Annotated in this window: 20 protein-coding genes and 1 pseudogene; 12 read left to right on the forward strand and 9 right to left on the reverse strand. The window is 63.6% G+C overall.

Translation table 11 applies throughout. From position 1 onward, the window contains the following. Positions 1-16: 16 nt before the first annotated feature. From MLGJGCBP_RS18040 to MLGJGCBP_RS18050, 3 genes and pseudogenes are all read right to left on the reverse strand, one after another. Positions 17-1557, reverse strand: a pseudogene (locus MLGJGCBP_RS18040) (aldehyde dehydrogenase). 191 nt (positions 1558-1748) lie between these two features. Beyond that, positions 1749-2645: a LysR family transcriptional regulator gene (locus MLGJGCBP_RS18045; protein ID WP_160097396.1), complete on the reverse strand. Its 897-nt coding sequence runs from the start codon at positions 2643-2645 to the stop codon at positions 1749-1751. 79 nt (positions 2646-2724) lie between these two features. Then, complete coding sequence (locus tag MLGJGCBP_RS18050; protein WP_236581183.1) at positions 2725-3657, reverse strand: LysR family transcriptional regulator; 933 nt, start codon at positions 3655-3657, stop codon at positions 2725-2727. 218 nt (positions 3658-3875) lie between these two features. Here MLGJGCBP_RS18050 and MLGJGCBP_RS18055 point away from each other — a divergent pair, with 218 nt between their 5' ends. Next, positions 3876-5228: an MFS transporter gene (locus MLGJGCBP_RS18055; protein ID WP_160097400.1), complete on the forward strand. Its 1353-nt coding sequence runs from the start codon at positions 3876-3878 to the stop codon at positions 5226-5228. 84 nt (positions 5229-5312) lie between these two features. Then, positions 5313-6050 (forward strand): IclR family transcriptional regulator, encoded by a 738-nt coding sequence (locus MLGJGCBP_RS18060; protein ID WP_160097492.1) that lies wholly within the window; start codon positions 5313-5315, stop codon positions 6048-6050. Between the two features lie 13 nt (positions 6051-6063). On the opposite strand, the gene MLGJGCBP_RS18065 is transcribed toward MLGJGCBP_RS18060, so the two are convergent. Continuing rightward, positions 6064-6927, reverse strand: coding sequence for an acyl-CoA thioesterase domain-containing protein (locus MLGJGCBP_RS18065; protein ID WP_160097402.1), 864 nt, complete (start codon positions 6925-6927; stop codon positions 6064-6066). Between the two features lie 314 nt (positions 6928-7241). Between MLGJGCBP_RS18065 and MLGJGCBP_RS18070 the strand changes: the two genes are divergently transcribed. Then, positions 7242-7382 (forward strand): hypothetical protein, encoded by a 141-nt coding sequence (locus MLGJGCBP_RS18070; RefSeq protein WP_160097404.1) that lies wholly within the window; start codon positions 7242-7244, stop codon positions 7380-7382. A gap of 58 nt (positions 7383-7440) precedes the next feature. Here the strand turns inward: MLGJGCBP_RS18070 and MLGJGCBP_RS18075 are convergent, their stop codons facing one another. Further along, entirely contained in the window at positions 7441-8562 is a 1122-nt protein-coding gene (locus tag MLGJGCBP_RS18075) for an NDMA-dependent alcohol dehydrogenase (RefSeq protein WP_160097406.1), read from the reverse strand. Between the two features lie 388 nt (positions 8563-8950). On the opposite strand from MLGJGCBP_RS18075, the gene MLGJGCBP_RS18080 reads away from it, so the two are divergent. From MLGJGCBP_RS18080 to MLGJGCBP_RS18115, 8 genes are all read left to right on the forward strand, one after another. Further along, a complete protein-coding gene (locus MLGJGCBP_RS18080) occupies positions 8951-10105 on the forward strand; it encodes a CaiB/BaiF CoA transferase family protein (protein ID WP_160097408.1) in 1155 nt (384 codons plus the stop codon). A 151-nt stretch (positions 10106-10256) separates the two neighbouring features. Then, on the forward strand, positions 10257-11408 hold the full coding sequence (locus MLGJGCBP_RS18085) for an acyl-CoA dehydrogenase family protein (protein ID WP_160097410.1): 1152 nt from the start codon (positions 10257-10259) through the stop codon (positions 11406-11408). Between the two features lie 49 nt (positions 11409-11457). Further along, positions 11458-11991 (forward strand): MaoC/PaaZ C-terminal domain-containing protein, encoded by a 534-nt coding sequence (locus tag MLGJGCBP_RS18090; RefSeq protein WP_201453114.1) that lies wholly within the window; start codon positions 11458-11460, stop codon positions 11989-11991. 178 nt (positions 11992-12169) lie between these two features. Next, a complete protein-coding gene (locus tag MLGJGCBP_RS18095) occupies positions 12170-12415 on the forward strand; it encodes a hypothetical protein (protein ID WP_201453115.1) in 246 nt (81 codons plus the stop codon). A gap of 10 nt (positions 12416-12425) precedes the next feature. Continuing rightward, positions 12426-13649 carry a CaiB/BaiF CoA transferase family protein gene (locus tag MLGJGCBP_RS18100; RefSeq protein ID WP_160097412.1) on the forward strand — a complete coding sequence of 408 codons (1224 nt, stop codon included), beginning with the start codon at positions 12426-12428 and terminating at the stop codon, positions 13647-13649. An 18-nt stretch (positions 13650-13667) separates the two neighbouring features. Then, positions 13668-14816 carry a CaiB/BaiF CoA transferase family protein gene (locus MLGJGCBP_RS18105; protein ID WP_160097414.1) on the forward strand — a complete coding sequence of 383 codons (1149 nt, stop codon included), beginning with the start codon at positions 13668-13670 and terminating at the stop codon, positions 14814-14816. A gap of 89 nt (positions 14817-14905) precedes the next feature. Continuing rightward, entirely contained in the window at positions 14906-15202 is a 297-nt protein-coding gene (locus tag MLGJGCBP_RS18110) for a WhiB family transcriptional regulator (RefSeq protein ID WP_160097416.1), read from the forward strand. Between the two features lie 98 nt (positions 15203-15300). Next, positions 15301-16731, forward strand: coding sequence for an aldehyde dehydrogenase (locus MLGJGCBP_RS18115; protein ID WP_236581185.1), 1431 nt, complete (start codon positions 15301-15303; stop codon positions 16729-16731). A gap of 204 nt (positions 16732-16935) precedes the next feature. Here MLGJGCBP_RS18115 and MLGJGCBP_RS18120 read toward each other — a convergent pair whose 3' ends face one another. Then, complete coding sequence (locus tag MLGJGCBP_RS18120) at positions 16936-17784, reverse strand: helix-turn-helix domain-containing protein (RefSeq protein WP_236581186.1); 849 nt, start codon at positions 17782-17784, stop codon at positions 16936-16938. Between the two features lie 229 nt (positions 17785-18013). Between MLGJGCBP_RS18120 and MLGJGCBP_RS54330 the strand changes: the two genes are divergently transcribed. Continuing rightward, complete coding sequence (locus MLGJGCBP_RS54330) at positions 18014-19564, forward strand: NAD(P)H-binding protein (RefSeq protein WP_160097422.1); 1551 nt, start codon at positions 18014-18016, stop codon at positions 19562-19564. A gap of 898 nt (positions 19565-20462) precedes the next feature. On the opposite strand, the gene MLGJGCBP_RS18130 is transcribed toward MLGJGCBP_RS54330, so the two are convergent. From MLGJGCBP_RS18130 to MLGJGCBP_RS18140, 3 genes are read right to left on the reverse strand one after another with little or no spacing between them, the layout of a single operon-like run. After that, positions 20463-21275, reverse strand: coding sequence for an SDR family NAD(P)-dependent oxidoreductase (locus MLGJGCBP_RS18130; RefSeq protein ID WP_160097424.1), 813 nt, complete (start codon positions 21273-21275; stop codon positions 20463-20465). Beyond that, positions 21272-22504, reverse strand: coding sequence for a CaiB/BaiF CoA transferase family protein (locus MLGJGCBP_RS18135; protein WP_160097426.1), 1233 nt, complete (start codon positions 22502-22504; stop codon positions 21272-21274). Before MLGJGCBP_RS18135 ends, MLGJGCBP_RS18130 begins: the two co-directional genes overlap by 4 nt. Then, complete coding sequence (locus MLGJGCBP_RS18140; RefSeq protein ID WP_160097428.1) at positions 22501-23685, reverse strand: lipid-transfer protein; 1185 nt, start codon at positions 23683-23685, stop codon at positions 22501-22503. Before MLGJGCBP_RS18140 ends, MLGJGCBP_RS18135 begins: the two co-directional genes overlap by 4 nt. Positions 23686-23733 lie beyond the last annotated feature (48 nt).

The following is a 23733-nucleotide window of genomic DNA, read 5'->3' on the forward strand; positions in this document are numbered from 1 at the left end:
GAGGGTGTGGTCCGTGTCAGCCGAGGGTGTCGGCGACCTCGGGTGAGAAGCCGTAGGACTTCAACTCGACGAAGGCGTCGAATCCTTCGAGGCCGGCCTCCCGGCCGATACCGCTGTGTTTGAATCCGCCGAACGGGGCGTGGAAGCCGGCGCCGTTCCCATTGATCTCGACGGCGCCGGTCTGGATCCGGCGGGCGACCGCGAGTGCGTGCTCGGGATCCGCGCCGAACACGGCGCCACTGAGCCCGAATGCCGAGTCGTTCGCGACGGCGATCGCCTCGTCCTCGTCGTCGACGACGAGCACACCCACAACCGTACCGAAGATCTCCTCCTGCGCGATCCTCATATCGGGTGTGACGTTGGTGAACAGGGTCGGCTCGACGAACATGCCGCGCTCGAACTCGGCGGGTCGGCCGCCACCGACGACGACGGTTGCGCCTTCCTCCCGTCCCGCTGCGATGTACCCTTCGACGCGCTCGCGATGTTGCATGCTGACCAGGGGCCGATCTCCGTCGACTGGTCGAAGGGATCGCCCACGCGAAGACCCTCGACCATCGCGGCCAACCGGTCGGTCAGGTCCTTCTCACGACGCCGCGACACGATGATCCGCGTCTTGTTCGTGCACGCCTGACCGTTGTAGCGGAACGAATGCGTCCGGAGGGACTGCACAGCACCGTCGAGGTCGGCGTCGTCGAGGACGATCGCGGCCGACTTTCCGCCCAGTTCGAGTGTGTAGCGACGAAGGTCGTTGCCGCACAGCGACGCGATGCGTCGGCCGGCGAGGGTCGAACCGGTGAACGACACCTTGTTCACACCGGGGTGGGTGACGAGGTATTCGCTCTCGGCCCTGTCGGCGGTGACGACGTTGACCACGCCGGCCGGGAAACCTGCGGCCTGAACCATTTCCGCGAGAAAGTAGAAACTCAGCGGAGCCTCGGGGGACGGCTTCAGGATGACAGTGCAGCCCGCGAGCAGGGCGGGGACAAGCTTGAGCATCGCGACCGACAGCGGCGCGTTCCACGGCACAACGGCGGCGACCACTCCGATCGGTTCGCGGGTGACGAGCGCGTTGCCGGTGTTCGAGCGGCGCACGGACCGCCACGCGTACTGCTCGACGAGCTCGAGGTTGGTATCGATCAACGCAATGGCGGCGCCGGACTGGGATGCGACGGTCTGCGTGATCGGACAGCCCATCTCCTCCGTGATCAACGTCGCGATCGATTCGCGATTCTCGGTGATCGCTTTGCCGAATCGGCGGACCACATCCATCCGCTCCGGCAGGCTCATGCGCGGCCACGGTCCGCCATCGAACGCCTCGCGTGCGGCACGTACCGCGCGGTCGACATCTTCACGCGAACCGGCGGGGATCTGGGCCAGCGCCCGTTCCGTGAACGGCGACACGACTTCGATGGTGTCACCGGTGGCGGGTTCGACCCATTCGCCTCCGATGAACAAGTTCGTGTACTTGCCCTGCCACGCCATGATGAAACTCCTGCCGATTCTCGAAATGCAGATGAATGCTCTATTCGCCACGCAGCCTATGGAATTCACCTTCATCCGCGGGATATTCACGCACGGCAACGGGGTTCGACTCGGGTTCGACTCACAACCCCGGCCCGATGTGACCTACGCCTTTACAACTATCGAACGGCTGATCACGACAGTCAATTGGCGATTCGGCAAGCACCCTTCGCGGGTGTCGAAGCATGCAGCTCAGAGCATCGCCACTCCGCTCACTGCGGCGGAATCTACTCCGCGGGCGTCTGCGGCACCTGCCTGATCAAGCACCCGAGAAAAGCCGCGACCGTCGGCGTCCCGAACATCCGCGTCGCGGTGCCGACGTTGATGAGTCGCACCGCCCAACTCTCCTCGAGCGGCCGCACCAGCATCTCGGAATCTGCTGCCTGGGTGGCCATTTGCTGCGGGACGACAGTGGCTCCCAGGCCGGCCCGGACCATACCGAGCGCCACCTCACCCGTGCGCACGACATGTCGGAAATCGCCGGTGTCTGCTCCGTGATCCTGGAAGATCGCCGCCGTCGTCTGTGTCGCGATCAGCCCCTCGGCGGCAAGTTCGCCGAACCTCACGGTACTCCGATCTGCGAGGCGATGCTCTCGTGGCAGTACAGCGACGAGGGGCTCGCTGCCGAGGAGCTCCATCTCGGCAGCGGAACACTTTGGTTCGCCGACGCTGGCGAACACGCCGATATCGCATTCCCCGGCTTCGATCTGGCGAATCACTTCGCTGTTGTCCACCTCGCGCAGCGACAGCTCGACGAACGGACGCTCGTTGATGAACCGTCGGACCGCAGGCGCCAGGAGATCGATGATCACCGAGTGTGCCGCGGCGACCACGAGCCGATCCTCGACCTGCGTGGTGAGGGTAGCCAGTTCCGAGCGCAGATCGTCGAAGTCGGCGAGCATTCTCTGCGCGTACCGAGCCAGAACTGCACCCGCCTCGGTCGGCGCGACGCCCGTTCGTGCCCGATGCAGGAGGGGGAGACCGACCATGGCCTCGAGAGCCTGAATTCGCTTGGTGGCGGTCGACGGGGCGATATGTTCCCGCGCCGCAGCGAGCCCGATCTGACGTTCTTCGACGGCCGAAAGAAAGAGCCTCAGGCTGAAAAGATCGACCTGCCACTGCATGGTTGGAGCATACCGGCAAGTACCCTGGACTTCGTTCACGCGATGGTGGCGCCGGACCGGGATGCGCCCGCCGGTTCACTCAGGACGAATTCGCGTCATCGGAGTCGTGCGGGCGGTCGAGCAGCTGGGTGACGAGTGCGCGCGCAGCCGGGCTCGGAGCCCGCCCGCGAGCGGTGGCGAGGTGGATCCTGCGCGCCGCCCACGGCTCGGCGAATTCCATCACCGCGACGCGGCCCATCATCTCGTGACTGAGTAGACATTCCGGCTGCACGGTGACGCCCATTCCGGCCTGGACGAGACTCATCGCGACCTCTCCGCTCCGCACGGAGTGCCTGGAATCGAATTGCTCTCCTAGCCGATTCGCCGCGGCGCGGAACGCCGGCACCATCGCGCGTGCCGCAATCAGTCTTTCGGGCAACAGATCCTGGAAGGTCACGACGGACTGCTCGGTGAGCGGGTGACCCAGCGGCACCACGGCGACCAGCCGATCCCGACGGTAGGGTGTGACATCCACGCCGTCGAGATCGAGTTCGTGTGCGGCCGCGAAGACCCCGAGGTCCGCTTCGCCGCGCGCGACCCGCTGAACGATCTCCGCGTTCTCGGTCTCGCGTACGGCCAGGTCGACGAGCGGGTATTCACGGCTGAACTCGCCCAGTTCCCGCGCCAGGAACGGCACGATGATCGATCGGGCCGACACGATCGTCAGGTCGCCTTGCACTCCCTCGGTCAAAGACGCTATCTCGGAGCGCATCTCCTCGAGGTTGCCGAAGATCGTGCGGACGTGTCGTTCGAGGACCGCACCGGCGGGGCTGGGGACTACGCCCTTGGGCCCACGATCGAGAAGCTTGATTCCGGCGATGTCCTCCAGGGCCTGGATTCGCTTGGTTGCCGTGGACGCGGCGATATTCTCCCGGATCGCGGCCAGACCGATCTGCCGCTCTTCGATCGCGGACAGAAACAGTCGCAACGTGAACAGATCGACCTGTCGAATCAGATGAAGCCTGTTGAACATAGCCATACCGCCCTCACGATCAGCGAAATACGGACTCGACCATGCCAATCACGCCGTGTCTCTCTCGACCGAGATCGTGAGAGACAAGTTCCGAAACAGGGTTGACGTGGCCCAGCTCACTCCTTAGTGTTCCCGATCATATCATCGTAGTTACGAATGGCGTGTTCATATATATGAATAATGCGCCGCCGTCCGAAGTGAGAGAAGAGGCTCGACCCGTGACACAGCCACAGGACTCGCTCCACAACTCCCCTCATCCGCCACGCCGGAAGCCGAAGAACGTCGGCCCCGCAGTAGTGGTCGGCACCGCCCTCGAACTATTCGACTTCTACCTCTACGCATCGATGGCCGCCCTGGTGTTCGGGCCGCTTTTCTTTCCGTCGGAAAGCTCGACGGTCAGCACTCTCGCCGCGTTCTCCACGTTCGCCGTCGGATTCCTCGCCCGCCCCCTCGGCGGAATCGTGTTCGGCATTCTCGGCGACAGGATCGGCCGCAAGGCCGTGTTGTCGTTCAATCTCCTACTGATGGGGCTGGCCAGCGGCTGCATCGGCCTGATCCCCTCGTACGAGACGATCGGAATAGCCGCGCCCGTCCTGCTGGTTCTGTTCCGAATCGTCCAGGGCCTCGGTGCCGGCGCCGAATTCGGTAGCGCCATCGCGATGTCCTACGAGCATGCCGACGCGAAGTCACGCGGACGGCAGGGCGCGTGGCCGGCCATGGGCGTGAGCGTCGGTTTGCTGGCGTCCTCGCTGGCAGTGGCCGCCGTGACGAGCCTGGACAAGGCCGACCTCTACAGCTGGGGATGGCGGATCCCATTCCTGGCCAGCTTCGTCCTCGTCGGCCTGGGCTACTGGATGCGGCGGAACCTGCCCGAGACTCCCGACTTCGAACGCGTCGCGGCCCAAGCGCAGACCCGCGAGAAGAGGCAGCCGTTTCGCGACCTGTTGAAGAACCACTGGCGTGGATTGACCGTCGTCGCCGTGTCGACCATCGGAGTCAACGGCATCAGCTACATCTTCAAGACGTTCTCGCTGTCGTACCTCTCCGAGTTCCGCGACGTCGCTGCCAACGTCGGCGCGTTCGGAATCAGCCTGGCCAGTGCCGTCGCGCTCGTGACCATCCCTCTCGCGGGGCGGCTCTGCGACAGTGCCGGGACCCGCCGGATCATGCTGATCGGCGCCGCTTGCGTCGCCGGCCTGGCGTTCCCCTTCTTCTGGCTCCTGAACACCGACCGACCGGTCTACATCTGGCTCGCGCTCATCCTCACCGTCGGAATCGTCCAGCCCACCCTGCTCGCGGCTTCCGGGTCCTTCCTCGCCCGGCAGTTCCCACCCGAAGTCCGCGCCTCGGGCCTCGGCGCCGGACGCGAGGTCAGCGGCGCACTCGCCGGCGGCCTCGCTCCCCTCGCAGCCCTGACGATGGTCTCGCTCTCCCCGACCCACTCGACCTGGGGTGTCTCCCTCATCTTCGTCATCGGCGCAATACTCATCGCAGGCGCAGCACTCGGTGACCAGTACCGCACCATCAGCAGCCACACCCCTTCCGCCGAAAGCGCTCGCGCCGTTCGGTGATCCGGCTGGGGCACTGCCCGACGTGGCAGTGCCCCAGTCACCTGTAGGCTGATTCGATCGGTGATCGAGAAGAGGGAGATCCACGTGCCGCCGGTCCCTGGTGAGGCGAAAGAGCATCGCACGGTCTCACGTGTCATGACGATCCTCGAGCTCGTCTCCCGGAGCACGGACGGGCTGTCGCTCGCCCAACTCGCCGCAGCGCTCGACGCCCCCCGATCGTCCGTGCACTACATCGTGAAGGGCCTGGTCGCCACCGGCTACCTGACCGAGAACGGCGCCTACACGCTTGGTCCCGCAGTGGGCACACTGCTGGCAGCGCACCAACCTCCGGTCGACCGCGTGGCCCGGGCAAGCTTGGAATCGTTGCACCGCCGCTTCGACGAGACGGTCACTCTGTGCATTCAGATCGGTGAATCCGTCGTGAACATCGACATCATCGAGTCGACGCAACCGATCCGCTTCTCGCCCGCACTCCACGTCCGGCGACCGCTCTTCCCATCCACCGCAGGAAAGTGCTTCCTGGCCTACGCAGATCAGCGATTCCGCGACACCTACCTCGACACCCACATCGAGGAGACCGAGAAGCGCCTACAGGCTCGCGAGGAACTCGACCGCATCGCACGTGACGGAATCGGGTACGCGAGCAAAGAGGTGACACCCGACCTCGGCGGCATTGCTGTCCCGGTGTTCCATCGTGACAAACACGTTGCCGTTCTCACGGTCGCCGGGCCACGAGCACGAATTGATATCCGACTCGAGGAGATCGCCGACGCTGCGATCACCGAGGCCCGGCACGTAGCCCAGCGCCTGATGGCACAGTAGAATCAGCGAGACCCTAAGTCGTGGCGCTCGAATTCGTTTGCAGGGCAGCAACGTCGCCCTGCCCGAACTCACGGAGATCGACAGCGCGCCGAGCGTTTCCGACCGCGGAGACGGTGACCGAACCAACCACTCCGACTCGGTCGAACACGAGCCCCGTGCCGACGGAGATGCCGTGTTGCTCGGCCCGGTCGAGTGCGGCCAGTCCGAGTTCGAGGCCCTCAGGTAGACGTGCCAGTGTCAGCGTCACGTCGGCGTTGATGAACTCCAGCCCCGCACTGCCCAAATTGCTGATGACGTTGGCGGCGTCCGCAACGCTCGCGGCCATCTGGAAAGCAGTCAGTGGCTCGCCCTCGACCACCGGGATGGCGAATTGCCAGATCTGCTTGCGATCACCGTTCTGCGGTGCGTCCGCGGGCGGGGTCCAGCCCGCGCTGTCGCTGTAGTACAGCCGTTCGGCGCTGCCGGCGGAGTAGTCCTCGGGCGGCGGCTGCGGGCTGTACGCCGAGGTCCACACCATCCCCTCCGGTGTCGTCGTAGGACTGAGATACAGTGCGCTGGCCCGCGCGACCGCTTCCCCGTCCTGGCTCAACACCGAATCGACGAGGCATAGGCGGCGTCCTTCGCGAACTACGGTGGTGGATGTGACCGACGGTTTCATCCCCGGGGGACGGAAGAGGTCGAGGGTCCACCGAACTGGCTGAAGGTCCTGCCGCCCGAGTTCCTTCACAGTCCTCTCGGTGGCACGAGCAAGAGCTCCGCTGACGGCCATGCCCCGCATGTGCTCACTGCCCCAACCACTTCCAGCGGATGATTGAGGCAAGTATTTCTCGGACCGCCCATCGCGACCGGGCACCAGGCGAAAGAAGGCCGACGTCATCCTCAATTCTCCTCTTCTTCGTTTTCGAATCGGAACGATTTCATCGCATATTACGGGTCGTGACAGTGTCACAAGGAAAGGGATCCACAGAAGGGTCGGCACTCCGCTTTCGAGCACCACCTCGAGTTCGCCACTGATGATCACGGCGTTGTCGAGCAGGTCTTCTCCCTACTGCGGCCGGTTCCACACATAGACCTCGTCCGGAGATTATCCTCGGCGCGAAACCGCGTCAATTTCATATTTTCGAATCATTTGTTTCCCGTGAGCGAAGCATCTCTTTTCCATTCTGCGAACTTGCGATTACCATCGAGCAATTGCGATGCGCCGAGTTCATCGCCGCACGGAATCTCCTCATCGACGACATCTACACCCACACCGGGTCCCTGGATCAGGGTGTGGAGGCGTACGAATGGTTCGCGCAGCCGAGCGACGGCAAGGGTGTCTTCGAGTTCTAGCGTTCAGTTCGACCGGTAGGGGGCGGACGCGCGTCGCGCATCCGCCCTGCCCGTCGGTTCAGGAATCGAAGACTACGACTCCACGCAGATTGCGGCCGGCCTTCATGTCGTCGAAGCCGACGCTGATGTCGTCGAGGGAGTAGCGGGTGGTCACGAGCTCCTCGAGCCGAAGCTGCCCGTTCTGGTACATCTGCAGCTGTGCCGGGATGTCCGCGGTCGGGCAGCTGGCCCCGAACAGGGAGCCCTGCAGCCGCTTCTGGTAGAGAACGAGCTCGTGCAGGTTGATGTCACCGTCCTTCACTGCGACATCACCGAGCCCGACCGCCACACACGTACCTGCCTTGCGGACCGACTGCAGACCCTGCCCCACATGACGTCCGCTGGTGACGCCGACGGTGACAATGGTGGCGTCGGCGCCCTGACCGTTGGTCATCGACCGGGCCACCTCCGTGGCCTCCTCGATGTCGGCGACGGCATGGGTGGCCCCGAGCTTCAACGCCGATTCGCGCTTGAATTCGACCGGGTCGACGGCGATGACGGCGCCCGCGCCGGCGTGTGCGGCACCCTGGACGGCATTGATCCCGATCCCGCCGATGCCCATCACGATGACAACGTGTCCCGGCCGGATCTGTGCGGAGTTGACCGCCGCACCCCAGCCGGTCCCCACGCTGCACCCGGTCAGACACGCGATGTCCAGGGGGATCGAGGGATCGATCTTGATCGCCGATGCCGTCGAGACGGTCACGTATTCGCAGAATGTTCCCAGACCGGCGAGCTGTCCGACCGGTGCACCATCGAGGGACAGTCTGAACGAGCTCGGATCGTCGAAGCGGGCACCGGTGGCGAGGAAGCGGCCGAGATCGCACAGATTCTGATGACCGGTGGCGCACCATCGGCAGCGACCGCACACCGGGAGGAAGGAGAAGACCACGTGGTCGCCCTCGGCGAAGCCTGTGGTGCCCGGTCCCACTGCCTCGACGATCCCCGAGCCTTCGTGGCCACCCGCAATCGGGAGGATCCCCGGTTGCTGGTCTCCGGTCGCGAAGTGGTCGTCGGAGTGGCAGAGGCCGGTGGCGGCCATCTTGACCCGGATTTCCCCAGGCCGGGGATCATCGACCTCGAGCTCGACCACCTCGTACGTGCCCGGCGACTGCCGCAGCACAGCGCCCCGGGTCAGCATGAGCGCGCCGCCCGCTCGCTGGAATCGGACCCCGCCCTGCCCGCATCGACGCGATCATTCGGTTTTCTCATAGTCCACTCCTTGTGGTGACGATCCCGCTGGTGAGCGCCGGCGTACGTTCGATGACCTCGACTGGCAGACTGCGCACGGTGTCGACCTATGCCGAATACCGCGCCGTTGTCTTCGTGCACGGATTTCCACCGCAGCACGGGAAGAAATATTGTCTCCATGAATGGTGTCACTGTGCAATCGAATTGGTCAATATCGGCATAGAATTGGTGAAATGGATCGATGGAATTCGATCTGCTCGAATCGACACTTCACGTTTCTTCAATTGGAACCGACTCACGTGAGCAATAGACTCGAGGTGGTCGATTGGAGCCGAAATATGAAGAAGTCCTATGGCCCGCTCGAGGGCGTCAAGATCGTGGAACTGGGCGGCGTCGGACCCGTTCCGTTCTGCTGCATGCTCCTGTCCGACCTGGGGGCGGACATCATCCGGATCGACCGACCCCCGGGCTACGACGGTGGTGCGCCGGTTGATTCGCGCTTCAACCTGATGAACCGCGGACGCCGCAGTGCAGCAATGGATCTGAAGAACGATGCGGCCGCCGGCGCGATCCTCGACCTGGCGCGACGTGCCGATGTGCTGGTGGAGGGTTTTCGTCCCGGCGTAGCGGAGAAGCTGGGGATCGGCCCGGACGAATGTCTCGCCGCGAATCCCGCGCTGGTGTACGGGCGGATGACCGGTTGGGGGCAAGACGGACCGCTGGCGCACGCTGCAGGTCACGACGCCAGTTACATCTCGCTGACCGGCGTACTTCACGCGATCGGCGCCAAGGACGGGCCACCGACGCTGCCGCTCAACCTTGCCGGCGACTTCGGCGGCGGTTCACTGTATCTGGCGCTGGGAGTGGTGTCGGCTCTTCTCGAGAGCCGGCTGTCCGGTCATGGCCAGGTGGTCGATGCAGCGATGGTGGACGGGTCGGCGTCGTTGATGACCCTGTTCTACGGCCTCCACGCCGCCGGATACTGGCGCGACGAACGAGGAACCAATCGGCTCGATTCGGGGGCACCCTGGTACCAGGTGTACGAGACCTCGGACGGACGCTGGCTCAGCGTCGCCTGTAACGAAACACGGTTCTGGCGCAACACTCTTCGCCTTCTCGGACTGAGAGAATCCGACATGCCCGATCAGCACGACCGGACACGCTGGCCGGAGATACAGGAACGGTTCGCTGCGATGTTCCGGAACCGCACCCGCGACGAATGGTGTGCCCTCGCCGAAGGGGAGGACGCGTGCTGGGCGCCGGTGTTGTCCTTGACCGAGGCACCGCAGCACAAGCATCTCGTTGCGCGCGGCACGTTCACTGAGGTAGACGGCGTGGTGCAGCCGGCGCCGGCGCCGCGGTTCAGCCGCACTCCGGGAGCGATCCAGGGCCCGCCCGCCGCGCCCGGACAGCACACCGACGATGTACTCGGCGACTGGGGTTTCACCGCCGAGCAACTCGCTGCGCTCCGCGCGGTGGGCGCAATCACCTAACCCTCGGCTTTGCCTCACAACAGGATTCGAATTCGTCGAATCGCTGATTCGGAAAGAATCACTAGGTTCGGCGGCCGCGCAGTTCTAACATTCATGCAAAGCGGTGCAACCGAGATACGGGCACCATTCCTTCCGATCTGGAGAGAAGAATATGAACTCGAACTTCCTCGACGAATCCCAGGCCGCCTGGCTCGACGTCGTGAACGATTTCATGGACAACGAAATCACCGTCGAGTACGTCCGGTACTGCGACGAGAACCGGCTCTACCCGTACGAGGCGTACGAGAAGATTGCCAAGCAGGGATGGCTCGGCATCCTGTTCCCCGAGGAGTTGGGCGGCTCCGGCGGCGATATCTTCGACTACTCGCTGATGGCAGAAGGTCTCGGTAAGTTCGGATTCGACTTCGCGTGTTCGGTGCTCGTTCCGACTTTCACCGCCATGAACATCCTGAAGTTCGGCACCAAGGAGCAGCAGGACCGCTACGTCAAGCCGTTCATCGACGGTGACATTCGCTTCTCGGTCTCGATCTCCGAGCCCGACGCCGGTTCGGATGCCGCGAACACCAAGACCCGCGCTCGCCGTGACGAGAACGGCGACTGGGTGATTACCGGCTCCAAGCTCTGGTGCTCAGGTGCAGCGGCCGACAACACGGTCATCGCGATGCTTGTTCGCACCGACACCTCCGACAAGCACAAGGGCCTGTCGGTCCTGCTGATCCCGAACGACACCCCGGGACTCGTCATCAACAAGCTGCCGACCCTGTCGCGTCACGCGACAGGCACCACCGAGATCTTCCTCGACGAGGTCAAAGTGCCCGCGGACGCGCTGCTGGGCGAAGAGGGCCAGGGCTGGAAGGTCATCACCGACCACCTCGAACTTGAGCGTTGCGCCGTCGCGGCCGCTTACACCGGCAACGCGCAGGAGGCAGTCGACAACGCCAACCGGTACGCACACCAGCGCACTCAGTTCGGCAAGCCGATCCGTGAGTTCCAGGTCCTCAAGCACATGCTGGCGGAGAACCAGACCCGCGTCGACGCTGCTCGTCTGCTCTGCTACCGGGCCGCCGCGATCAAGGCCGAGGGCGCCCCGGCCGCCCGCGAGACCTCGATGGCAAAGCTGTACGCGTCGGAAACCCTCAAGCAGTGTGCGCTCGACGGCATGCAGATTCTGGGCGGCTATGCCAACCTGCCCGAGGGCGACATGGAGCGCTACCTGCGCGAGTCGATCCAGTGCACCATCGGCGGCGGCACGTCGCAGATCCAGCGCACCATCATCGCCAAGTCGATGAAGCTGAACGCCTGAGCGTCGACGACTCGGCCCAATCTCTCAATCGGATACTAAGGACTCATTCATGACTGACATCGTGCGTATCGACAAAGACATCGACATGCCCCTCGACGAAATCGAGGTCGGGCGGGTGTTTCGCAGCGGTGGCCGCACCATCACCGAGACCGACGTGGTCAACTACTGTGCGTTGACCGGCAACTGGATCGAGATCCACTCGAACAAGCACTACGCCGAGCAGACGCGCTTCAAGGAGCGTCTGGTTCAGGGTTCGCTCACCTACTCGATCATGACCGGTCTGATCACCTTCGGCCCGTCGATCCAAGCCAATTACGGCATCGACGGCCTGCGCTACCTGACGCCGGTGCACATCAACGACACAATTTACGTGACAGCTGAAGTCATCGGCAAGAAGGACAAGGACGAGAAGTACGGTGTCATCACCCTGCTGATGAAGGCACTGAATCAGGACGGTCAGGTCTGCCAGAAGAGCGAGTGGAGCTTGCTGATGCTCCGCAAACGTGAGGATCTCGATGCGTTGGTCGGCTCTTCGCTCCCGACCGAGCAGCCGCGCCCCGAGCGAGTTACAGCTTCGCGCTGAAGACTGAGTATGTCGTCGAAGCCCGGCGCAGCGATCGTCGGCGTGGGCGATGCGTACGCATCGCAATGCAGGGCGCCGGGCTGACGTCGACTGTCGCGGTCGCGTCGCAGACGATCGCCCCAGGCACAGCGGAGTACGTGCTCTGCTTGCACGGCGATTCGACGGAGTCGACATCGTCGTGGACACAATCGACCGGGAGCGGGACGATTTACTCGTACAGCACGATCGTGCGTGGACCGCACCCGTCTGGGCCACGATCGTGCAGTACACGGTCGGCTTCGTGAAGATGGACGATTACTACACCTTGTTCGCTCAGCTCGACGGCGAACCTGACGCCATCGCGATCGGAAACCCGGTCACGACGCGTTTCGTACAGCGTGGGGAGCAGAAACTCCCCGTATTCACCATGACGGACCACCAGTAGGAGCAGTGACATGACCGGACCGTTGGAGGGTGTGCGCATCCTGGACCTGACATCGAACTTCATGGGCCCGTACGCGTCGCTCCTGCTCGCCGACATGGGCGCGGACGTCTGGAAGATCGAGTCACGGGACGGCGACACGACTCGCGGTGTCGGACCGTCCCGCAACCGCGGGATGAGCGCGATCTTCCTGCACCTCAACCGCAACAAGCGCAGCCTCGTCCTCGATCTCAAGTCCGCCGGCGGCAGCGCCGCACTTAAGCGGATGATCGGTTCCGCCGACGTGCTGCTGTACAGCTTGCGGCCTCGAGCGATGGCCAGGCTGGGATTGAGCTACGAGGACGCCCGCGCGATCAATCCGCGGATCATCTACTGCGGCTGCTACGGGTTCGGCCAGAACGGCCCCTACGCCGACCGGCCGGCCTACGACGACCTGATCCAGGCAGCGGTCGGTATGCCGGTACTCCAGAGCCGTAAGGCAGGTCCGCCGACCTATGTGGCCACCGCCATCGCCGACCGTGTCGTCGGCATGGCCGCGAGCACGGCAGTGTCGATGGCACTGTTCCGGCGCGAGAAAACAGGGGTCGGTCAGGAAGTCCAGGTACCGATGTTCGAAACGTTCGCGCATTTCGTCATGGGCGACCACCTGTACGGGCACACGTTCGATCCGCCGATCGGAGATTGGGGGTACGGACGGATGATGAATCCCGACCGCCGCCCGTATCGGACGCTCGACGGCGGCTACCTCGGGGTGAACGTCTACGTCGACAAGCATTGGCAGCGCTTCTTCGAAATCTCCGGACACCCGGAGATGGCGGAGGACCCGCGTTTCGCCGACATCAACGGACGGACCCAGAACATCGGAATCCTGTACGAGTTCCTGGGGCAGGTGTTCGAGACGAAGACGACCGCGGAATGGATGAAGCTTCTGAACGAAGCGGATATTCCGGTCATCGAGATGAACACTCCGGAATCGTTGCTGGATGATCCACACATGAGGGCGGTCGGCTTCTTCGTCGACCAGGACCACCCCTCGGAAGGCCCGCTGAAGACGATGGCGATTCCGCAACAGTGGAGCGAGAGTCAGCCGGACCTGCGGTACCCGGCGCCGCGCCTCGGCGAACATTCGGTGCAGTTGCTCACCGAAGCCGGTCTTGATCGCAGTGAAATAGACGAGTTGCTGAATTCCGGCGCCACGTACTCGCCCGAAGTGCGCGCTGCGCACTCGGCAGGCTGACCCCCAAGGAGGAAGACAATGCAGCGTGATCTGCCGTTATCGGGAGTTGTCGTGGTCGAACTGGGCGACAGTGCCTCGGCACCGTTCAGTGGGAAGATCCTCGCGGAACTCGGCGCCGAGGTGTGGAAGGTGGAGCGTCCGACGGGCGACTCCGCCCGCGGCTGGGGGCCGAGCACATGGAAGGGCAGCGGCGCCGCGTTCCATGCGCTCAACCGCGGTAAGCGTTGCATCAGCATCGACATCAAGGATCGAGATCAGCTGAAGACGCTGCACACGCTGATCGCCGAACGCGCGGACGTCTTCATCCACAACCTCCGGCCGGGTTCCAGCGCGAAGTACGGGCTGGACGCCGACAGCCTCCGGGTGACCAAGCCGGAGTTGATCTATTGCGAGATCGGCGCGTTCGGACATGTAGGCCCGCTGAACACTCTCCCCGGATACGACCCGCTGATGCAGGCGTTCTCCGGAATCATGAGCATCACGGGCGAAGAAGGACAGCCCCCGGTGCGGGCAGGGGTGTCCATCATCGACTTCGGGTCCGCGATGTGGGCGGTGATCGGCATCCTGTCGGCGCTACACCGCCGTCAGGTGAAACACGCCGGTGCGACGGTCAACGCGTCGCTCCTCGAGACCGCCATGGCGTGGATGTCGATCGGCGTGGGGAACTACAACGCCGACGGCGAACTGGGCGGTCGTCACGGGTCGGGTGTCGCTTTCATCGTCCCGCACCGCGCGTACTCGACCAGTGACGGCGATTTGATCGTCAGCTGCGCCAACGACCCGCTGTTCGCTCGCCTCTGCGCCGCACTCGGACATCCGGAATGGTCGACCGACGACCGGTTCGCCACCAACGCCGGACGGTTGCAGAATCGGGCCGAGATCGACCGGCTGATCGGTGAGCAACTGGCGAAGGAAACACGTGCCCACTGGCAGGAACTGCTGCAGGTTGCCGGCATCCCGGCGGCACCGATCCAGACCACCGCCGAAGTCGTCGCCCACGAACATACCCACGCGCTCGGGATCATCGGCACGCCGTCGGAAGACGAGATCGGACTGGTCGGTCTGCCCCTGTCGTTCGACGGTCGGCGTCCACCGCCCCTGCACGCAGCCCGCGACATCGGCGCGGACAACGACCAACTTCTCGAGGTGCTGAAGACACTGCCTTGACCTACCTTCCGTTGAACTGACCCTCGTCGGATCTCGTCGGTTCGTAGTTCGACAACTGTTCCGCGAAGCCGGGAAAGCACTCTGAATTCATGACCGTCACAACACCGATCGACCGGGAGGAGTGGCGGCTCCACGCGCGTTGCCGTGGGATGGATATCGCGGTCTTCTATTCGAACGGCGACGACAGTCGCCGTTCGCAACGCGGGCAGGAAGAGGTCGCCAAGTCGATCTGCCGACAATGCCCCGTAATTGCTGAATGCCGTGAGTGCGCGATCCGTTTCGGGGAACAGCACGGCATTTGGGGCGGCCTCAATCCGAAGGAGCTGCGGGCCGCACGTAAGTGGAGTCGATGGGACAGGCAACCTACCCGCTGTGTGCACGAATGACTCTGTGCACAAATGACTGCGGCATTCGCTGCCGTCATCAGCTCACGAGACCGCTCCTCATCGCCATTCACCGCGCGATGAGACCAGGAGGACAAAACATGATCAGTGACAGCGAATCCCACTACATCGGCGGACGATACCGAACCGCGCACTCCACTTCGATAGTCTCCGTGGTCAATCCCGCGACGGAGGAGACCTTCGCACGCATCGTCGACGGTGACGCCACCGATATCGCCACGGCCGTGCAGGTTGCCGAGGAGGCAGGGGTCACGTGGGCTGCGACAGCACCGTCCGAGCGAGCGGCCTCCCTGCGTCGACTGGCCGACGCCTACGAAGAGCGTATCGACGAGATCGCTGCGCTGGTGACACGGCAGAACGGCACCCCGATCAGCGTGTCCCGGGCGATGCAGCAGAAGGTTCCGGAGTACTACCGGTATTTCGCATCGCTCGCCGACACTCTCATCGAAGAGGAACCACTGGAAACGTCCATCGGTGACGCGCTTCTGCAGCGCCGGCCAGTCGGCGTGGTGGGGGCGATCACCCCGTGGAACGGCCCCCAACCCCTCATCGCGTGGAAGATCGGACCGGCACTCGCGGCAGGATGCACCGCCGTGATCAAGCCGGCACCAGAAACCTCACTCGATGCTTTTCTCTTCGCGGAAATCGCCACAGAAGCGGGTATCCCCGCCGGCGTCGTCAACGTCGTCACGGGAGGCCGCGAGACCGGCAGCGCGCTCGTCGAGCATCCGCTGGTCCGCAAGATCGCCTTCACCGGCTCCACTGTCGCCGGCAAGGCCATCGCCGAGACCTGCGGTAGGGACCTCAAGCGGGTAACCCTCGAACTGGGCGGCAAGTCGGCCGCCATCCTGCTCGACGACGTCGATCTCGACGCCTTCAAGCCGTTCGTGGCAACCGCATGCTCACCGAACACCGGCCAAGTGTGCCGGTCGCTGACCCGGGTGCTCGCACCCCGGTCGCGGTACGACGAAGTAGTCGACGCTGTCAGTGCCGCGTTGAGCGAGATCCCGATCGGCGATCCCACCGATCCCGCGAACCTGTTCGGCCCCCTGGTGTCCGAACGGCAGCGGGATCGCGTCGAGTCGTACCTGGAGCTGGGACAACGTGAAGGAGCGAAGGTCGTCGTCGGCGGGGGCCGATCCACGGCGAACGACCGGGGCTTCTACATCGAGCCGACCGTCTTCCGTGACGTCACCAACGACATGCGCATTGCCCGCGAAGAGATCTTCGGCCCGGTCCTCGTCGTCATCGCCTACGAAAACGAGGACGAGGCCATCGCCATCGCCAACGATTCCGAGTACGGCCTCGGCGGCGGGGTGTTCTCCCCGGACCGCGAGCACGCCACCGCTGTCGCCCGGCGCATCGTGACCGGCACGATCGGTGTCAACAGTGCGTCGTTCCCCACGGAGGCACCATTCGGCGGCGTCAAGAACAGCGGCATGGGCAGAGAACTCGGGCCCAACAGTCTCGAGCCGTACCTGGAGCTGAAAACGATCTTCCGGAGTGCCTGACCGCTTCGCCTTCAGGTCTCCGCTTCGTTCAGCATCAGTGCCCCTGCGATCTGACTCCCGCCAGCGCAGCAACCTCTTCGCGACGCACACCGGGAACGCGCCGACGGCCGCTCGATGGCAACCGGACCTGATCCGGTGTCACTTTCGCTCGTCGGCTGACCAGGAACTCCTTCATGTCCCTCGGCAGATTCACTTTCACCACTCTCAGTTGTTTTGCCGAAGCTCCGCGAGCCGGTCATGCGACGCTGTCCCCGCCTCGGCGCTCCAGGTGATCAGTTGTTGGTCGGGGTCGCCCACACAAGCCAGTGTGTCCCACTCGAGGGTGAGGGAACCGACTCGCGGGTGGTCAAACCGTTTGACGCCACGGTTGCGAATCGCGACTTGGTGGTCACTCCACCAACGTCTGAAGTCGACGTCTTGAATCGACAGCTCCCCGACAAGTTCCGCGAGCCGCGGGTCGTGTGGATCGCGCGCCACTTCCATGTGGAGCAGCGCGACGCAGAGTCGACCCGTCTGTTCCCAGTCGGGATAGAGACGTCGTACCGCTGGATCGGTGAATACCAGTCTTACGTAATTACGTTGCCCAGTCGGTAACTTGGCGAAATCGGTGACCATCAGCGCGGCCGCCATCGCGTTCCAACCGAGCACGTCCATTCTCCGGCCGAGGATCAGCGCCGGCATCGTCGCGAGATCGTCGAGCAGCCGCAGGAGGTGCGGTGACGCACGCTGGGCTTTGTTCTTACGCGGCGGGCGCGATGGTGGCCGCATCGACAGTTCGAGGAGGTAATCCCTCCCCGCCTGGTCCAGACGTAATGCGCCGGCGATTGTTTCCAGGGTCGGCCACGGCGCTGCACGGCGCCCCTGCTCGATGCGGGCGTAGTAGTCAGTGCTGATCGCCGCCAGCTCTGCGACTTCCTCTCGGCGGAGGCCCTGTGCCCGACGGCGTCGGCCGGAGTCCCGGGACAGCCCGACGTCCTCCGGTTGCACGGCCAGACGCCTCGTCTTGAGGAAATCACCGATTTCGGTACGGCGCTCGACCTGCTCGTTGTACACGTTCACCTTACGAATGATGGCAAACAAACCTGAACCACGGATAGGGGGACAATTTGTCCCTGGACAAAATTGGCCGCTGTGCCGTCCCCTGGAGTCAGGCAACATCTAGGCGTAAGGCGATCCGCGTCGCACAGGGACGCTGCCGACAACTCGTCCCTCATCGGACATCAGCAGAGCTGCTCTGATTTTCGGCGGGATCCGGCATACACCCAATCAGGAGGACATCGAGATGACGAAGGTGCTGGTCATCGGCGCCAACGGACGAATCGCACGCTGGGCGGTCGAGATGCTCGCCGAGAAAGGACTGCACCTGACCCTGTTCGTTCGCGACGCGAGTCGACTCGCTGGTGCGCCCGACACCGCACAGATCGTCGAGGGCGACGCACTCAACGAGAGGGAAGTGGCCGACGCAGTGCGCGATCAGGACGTCGTTTATGCAAATCTCGCAGGTGAAATCGACACCCAAGCCGAAACCATTGTCGCGGCGATGCAGAGCCACGGGGTGCAACGCCTGATCTTCGTGACCGCCCTCGGCATCTATGACGAGGTCCCCGGCCCGTTCGGGCAATGGAATCGACGCCAGATCGGCAAGGTCCTGGACACCTACCGCGTAGCCGCCGACACAATCGAGGCGTCCTCGCTGGACTACACGATCCTGCGGCCCGCCTGGCTCACCGACAACGACGAGATTTCGTACCAGGTCACCCAACGGGGCGAACCTCGGTGTCGACAAGCCGGGGACAGACGGGGATCGGCCCGCGTTCATGTGAGCATGTCGGACGCGACGGCCCGCTCCACTTCCAGATGTTTCACCAACAATCCACTCGCACGCGAAAGGCAAACTCCAATGACCGACAACATCGAGACCGTGAGCATCAAGGCGCTGTACTGGGATATCGCAGCGGATATCTATTTCCCTCCGGGGTTCGACAAGTCCACCAAGTACCCGGTCGTGATCAGCGCCCACCCCATCGGTAGCTGTAAGGAGCAGACCTCGGGCAACGTCTACGGCAGCGCATTGGCCGCGGAGGGGTTCGTGGTGATCGCGTTCGACGCGAGCTTCCAGGGCGCCAGCGGCGGCGAGCCGCGCTTCATCGAGGACCCGACGTTCCGTGTCCAGGACTTCAGCTATGTCATCGATTACCTGGTCACGCTGCCCTACGTGGACGAAAATCATATCGGCGTGCTCGGAATCTGCGGCGCGGGCGGCTACGCCGTCAACGCCACGATGACCGAGCGCCGAATCAAGGCCCTCGGCACGGTCACAGGTGCGAACTACGGTCGCCTGATGCACGAGTCGTTCACCGGCTACGACCCCATCGGCGCCCTCGAGGCCATGGCAGCGCAACGCACCGCCGAAGCGCGGGGCTCGGAGTTGCGGGTGGACGACTTGCTGCCGCCGTCCCCAGAAGTCGCCAAGGAAAAGGGTCTCACCGAGATCGACGTCTACGAGGCGACCGAGTACTACCGCACGCTGCGCGGACAGAAACCACACGGCGTCAACCGTTCCCTGTTCTCCCACCAGGCCACCGCCGTCGGCTGGGATGCCTTCAACCGCGCCGAAGTTCTCCTGACCCAACCGATGTGCATCGTGGTCGGTGACAAACCGGGCGCTTTCGGCGCGTACCGCGACGGCCTGGAAATCATTCGACGCGCAGCATCCAAGGAGAAGGAACTCGTTGTCGCCGAGGGATTCTCCCACTACGACCTTTACGACAAGCCCGAACCCGTCAAGATCGCCCTCGACAAACTGATCCCCTTCTACAAGAAGCACCTCTGAGATTGACTCGAGTACGTGATTTGAGCCTCCTTCGCATCGTTGGCAACCTGTGATTTCGTGGAGCTACCAACCCCCACATCATTGCTCGCCATCGGTGAACACGACCTGACCGACCGCCCAAGGGAACGCGCTTCCGTATCCCGGGTGCCCGCCGATTCCGGGCATCCGGGGGTAGCGGTGCCTCACGGACGGGGACACCTTCACGCCGACGGACTACACCGATCCTCGCCGTCGCACACCCCACCGAGACCGCTCGACCTGCGCCCAACACGTCGCGGTCGGGCGACGCGCCCCGCCTGATCCAGCTTCCCAAGGAGTCACCGAATTCACGACGTACCCGGTGCCTCGACTCGGGACCTCGCAGAAAACCTGAAGGTTCGATAAATGCCCTTCACGCTGCGATCGCATTCGCCAGACTGCTGACACCCCGCCGTGTCACGGAAGCGATCCAGCGCATTCTCACGAATATCGCTATTGCGCAGACTACTACACGATGGTTGGCAATGTCCGCGAGCGACAACCAAGAGGACTCTGGCCATGTCAAACTACTTTACCCACGGGGCATTAGAGCGCGAAAGCGCAGCCCCGGCCGAGGTGTCTCCCAGGGTTGTTTGCGTTTGCGTCCGCCGCGATGAGACAGGCCGATCGGTGTCTTCCTTCGCCGTGAAATGGAACGCAGCGAACACGTGCGAGACGGCACCGGGCGTGAGCGCCGCGAATGCGATGACGGCACTCGCTCCGAGAATTACCAGCGGCCGGCGACAACTCTTGGCGCGTAACGTCCGCACGCTACAGGGATGTCTAACGTGTCCGGGCGACTGGATTGGCCGGACGCCCGCAAACGATTCGAGACCGTTGCGAACACCGGCAGTCCAGATCGCTGGCATACGGATGCCAATCAGTGAAGGGTGAGCCCTCCGGTAGGGCTGAGTACCGCGCCCGTCAGGTACTTCGACTCGTCGGACGCGAGAAAACTCACCACGTCACCGATATCCGGAGGTGAAGCGATACCGAACGGCGCCCTCTCGACTATCTTCTCGTATTGTCGACGGTGCGCCACAGAGACTGCGTCATCGTGCTCGAACGCAGCCTGCCACGACGGTGTGTCCCGGACGACGGTCACGCACACACAGTTGACGCGGATCTTGTCTCTGGAGAGTTCCTTCGACAACAGTTTGCTCACCTGGATCAACGCAGCCGAGAATGCTGCGATGCCCGTCTGCCCCGGCGTCGGTGCACGTCCGCCCTCCGAGGTAACGAATACTACAGACCCGCCGTTCTCCCGCAGGTACGGTACCGACGCCTGCACCACCGCCAGCTTTCCGAGCAAAGCGTGACCTACGAAATTCGTGACCCGTTCCAGATCGATGCCTGCGAACGGCCCTCGGACCTTCGGATCACGCGCCTGCTCGTCAAACCCTCCGGCATTGGGCACGACAATATCGATACGACCGAACTGCTCGACGACGGATTGGGCCAACGCCCGCATATCGTCGGGTGACCCGACGTCCCCGGAGTGGAAGTGCGCATTGCCGCCTGCCGCGCGGATCTCGTCGACCACGTAGGCAGCTCGCTCCTCGCTGCGGCCGTTGACAACCACAGTCGCTCCGCGAGCGCCCAATCTGGCGGCAATACCGTGGCCGATCCCTCCGGATCCCCCGGTGACGATCGCAACTCTGCCTTTGAGGTCTGACACCGCCCGCTCACTCATCGGGCACTCACCGCATCGCGCTGTCCGGACTCGTCGGTCACCGCACCAGATGCGAGAAGCGTGCCGATTTCGCGTTCACTCACTCCGACCTCACGCAAGAGCTGGACCGAGTGCTCACCGAGCCGGGGCGCCGGATGGCGGACCGCCGGAGCATAGGAGCTCCATGTCTGGGGGATGCCGAGTGAGTTGATCCTGCCTTCGGACGGATGTTCTTCGACAAACGAGAAACCCGTCTTCCGCAGGTGAGGATCATCGAGCGCCCCTGCCGGAGTGTTCGTCTCGATCGCCGGAACATCCGCAGCCGCCAGATCGGCTAGCCATTCGTCCGCCGGACGTGTTTTGAAGATATCCGACAGAAGGTGCAGCAACTCCGGCATGTTCTCGGCGCGGGTGTGCACATCTACGAATTTCGGATGGTTGGCCAAGTCTGGACGACCGGCGACCTGAAAAAAGCTCCGCCAGTGCTTGTCGATGTAAATGCTGACAGCGACGTATCGCCCGTCCTTCGTCTGGTACGGACGACGGTCCGGATTCATCGTCCGCGCATAGCCCCAGTCGCCGATCGGCGGATCGAAAGAGTGCCCCCACAGGTGGTCCCCGAGAACCAGCTGTGCGAACGTCTCGAACATCGGAACCTGGACTTCTTGCCCCTCGCCCGTGACGTTGCGGTGATAGAGCGCAGCACTGACAGCCATCGCAGTAGATATGCCGACCACCCGGTCTGCAATCGGTGTGGCGACGAACTCCGGGCTACCAACCTTCCGGTTCTGCAACGCAGCCATTCCCGACGCCGCCTGAATCAGGTCGTCATACGCAGGGCGGTCCGCATATGGTCCATTCTGACCGAAACCCACCGCGCAGGCGTAGACGATCCGTGGATTGATCTCGCGCACATCGTCGTAGGAGAACCCGAGCGAACGCATTGCTTTCGGACGCATGCTGTACAAGAACACGTCGGCGCCGGCGATCATCCGGCGAAGCACCGACGCCCCACCCTCCGATTTCAAATCGAGCACGATCGACCGCTTGTTGCGATTCAAGTGCAGAAAGTTCGAACTCATCCCCACATTCCGCGCTGGACCGACCCGGCGGATCGTGTCCCCGCAGCCAGATTCGATTTTCCACACGTCGGCACCCATGTCCGCCAGGTGCAGAGAAGCGAACGGCCCCATCACGTTCGACGTGAGATCGAGGACCCTGACGCCGTCGAGCGGACCGGAGACGGTCATGACACTCTCCGATACATCGTGACGACGCACGCGCCGCCCAGCCCGATATTGTGCTGTAGCCCGATCCGTGCACCTTCGACCTGCCGCTGTCCTGCCGTTCCGCGTAGGTGCCAGACGAGCTCGGCACACTGCGCAAGACCGGTCGCACCGAGCGGATGGCCCTTGGACATCAGCCCACCGGATGGGTTCACCACATACTTTCCTCCGTAAGTGTTGTCCCCGTTCAGAATGAGCTTCTCCGCAGCGCCTTCGTCGCATAGCCCCAGGCCTTCGTAGCTGATGACTTCGTTCGGAGTGAAGCAGTCGTGCAACTCGACGACATCGACGTCCTCAGGGCCGACGCCGGCCGACTCGTACACCTCTGCCGCCGCACGGCGTGTCATGTCGGCGCCGACCAGGTTGATCAGGTCAACCGAACTGGCCTCGGTGTCGGTGGTCATCGACTGCCCGATTATCTCGACAGCGCCCGTAAGTCCGTGTCGTTGGGCAAAGGCCTTGCTGACCACGATCGCAGCTGCCGCTCCGCAAGTAGGTGGGCATGCCATGAAGCGGGTCAGATACGGGAACAGGGTGGGCGCTTCCATCACCTGAGCGACGGTCAGTGGCTTGGTGAACAGCGAATACGGGTTGTTGCTCGCGTGCGTACGCGACTTGACCGCAACTCGCGCAAAGATGTCCGGATTCGCACCGTACCGTTCGATGTACTCCCACCCGGCCGCGCCAAATGCCTGGATCGCACGTGGGGCATCGGTCGGCAACTCCGGGTGCAGCTCCACCCGACGCTCGTGAATCCACCCCACCGGAGACGTCCGATCGGGGAACGCGCTACCGAGAGCGCCCGGTGCCATCTCCTCGAATCCGAACGCCAGCGCGCAGTCGACGATCCCGGTCTCGACTGCCTGGCGCGCGAGCATGAGCGCCGACGAACCGGACGCGCAGTAGTTGTTCAAGTTGTACACGGGAATGCCGGACATCCCGACCGAATACACCGCGCGCTGACCACACGTGCTGTCTCCGTACACATAGCCGGCGAATGCCTGCTGAACCAGGGCGTAGTCAATTTCCGCGTCGGCGAGGGCCCCGCGGATCGCCTCCGCAGCCATCACCTCGTACGGGTCGTTTGCGCCGGGCTTGGCGAATTTCACCATGTTGACGCCGACAACTTGCGCTTTGTCACTCATCTCGGGATCTCCGAACTCTTGTCGATTGTGCAGTACGAAAAGGAACCG

The organism is Rhodococcus sp. T7 (assembly GCF_009872365.1).
GTDB lineage: Bacteria > Actinomycetota > Actinomycetes > Mycobacteriales > Mycobacteriaceae > Rhodococcus_F.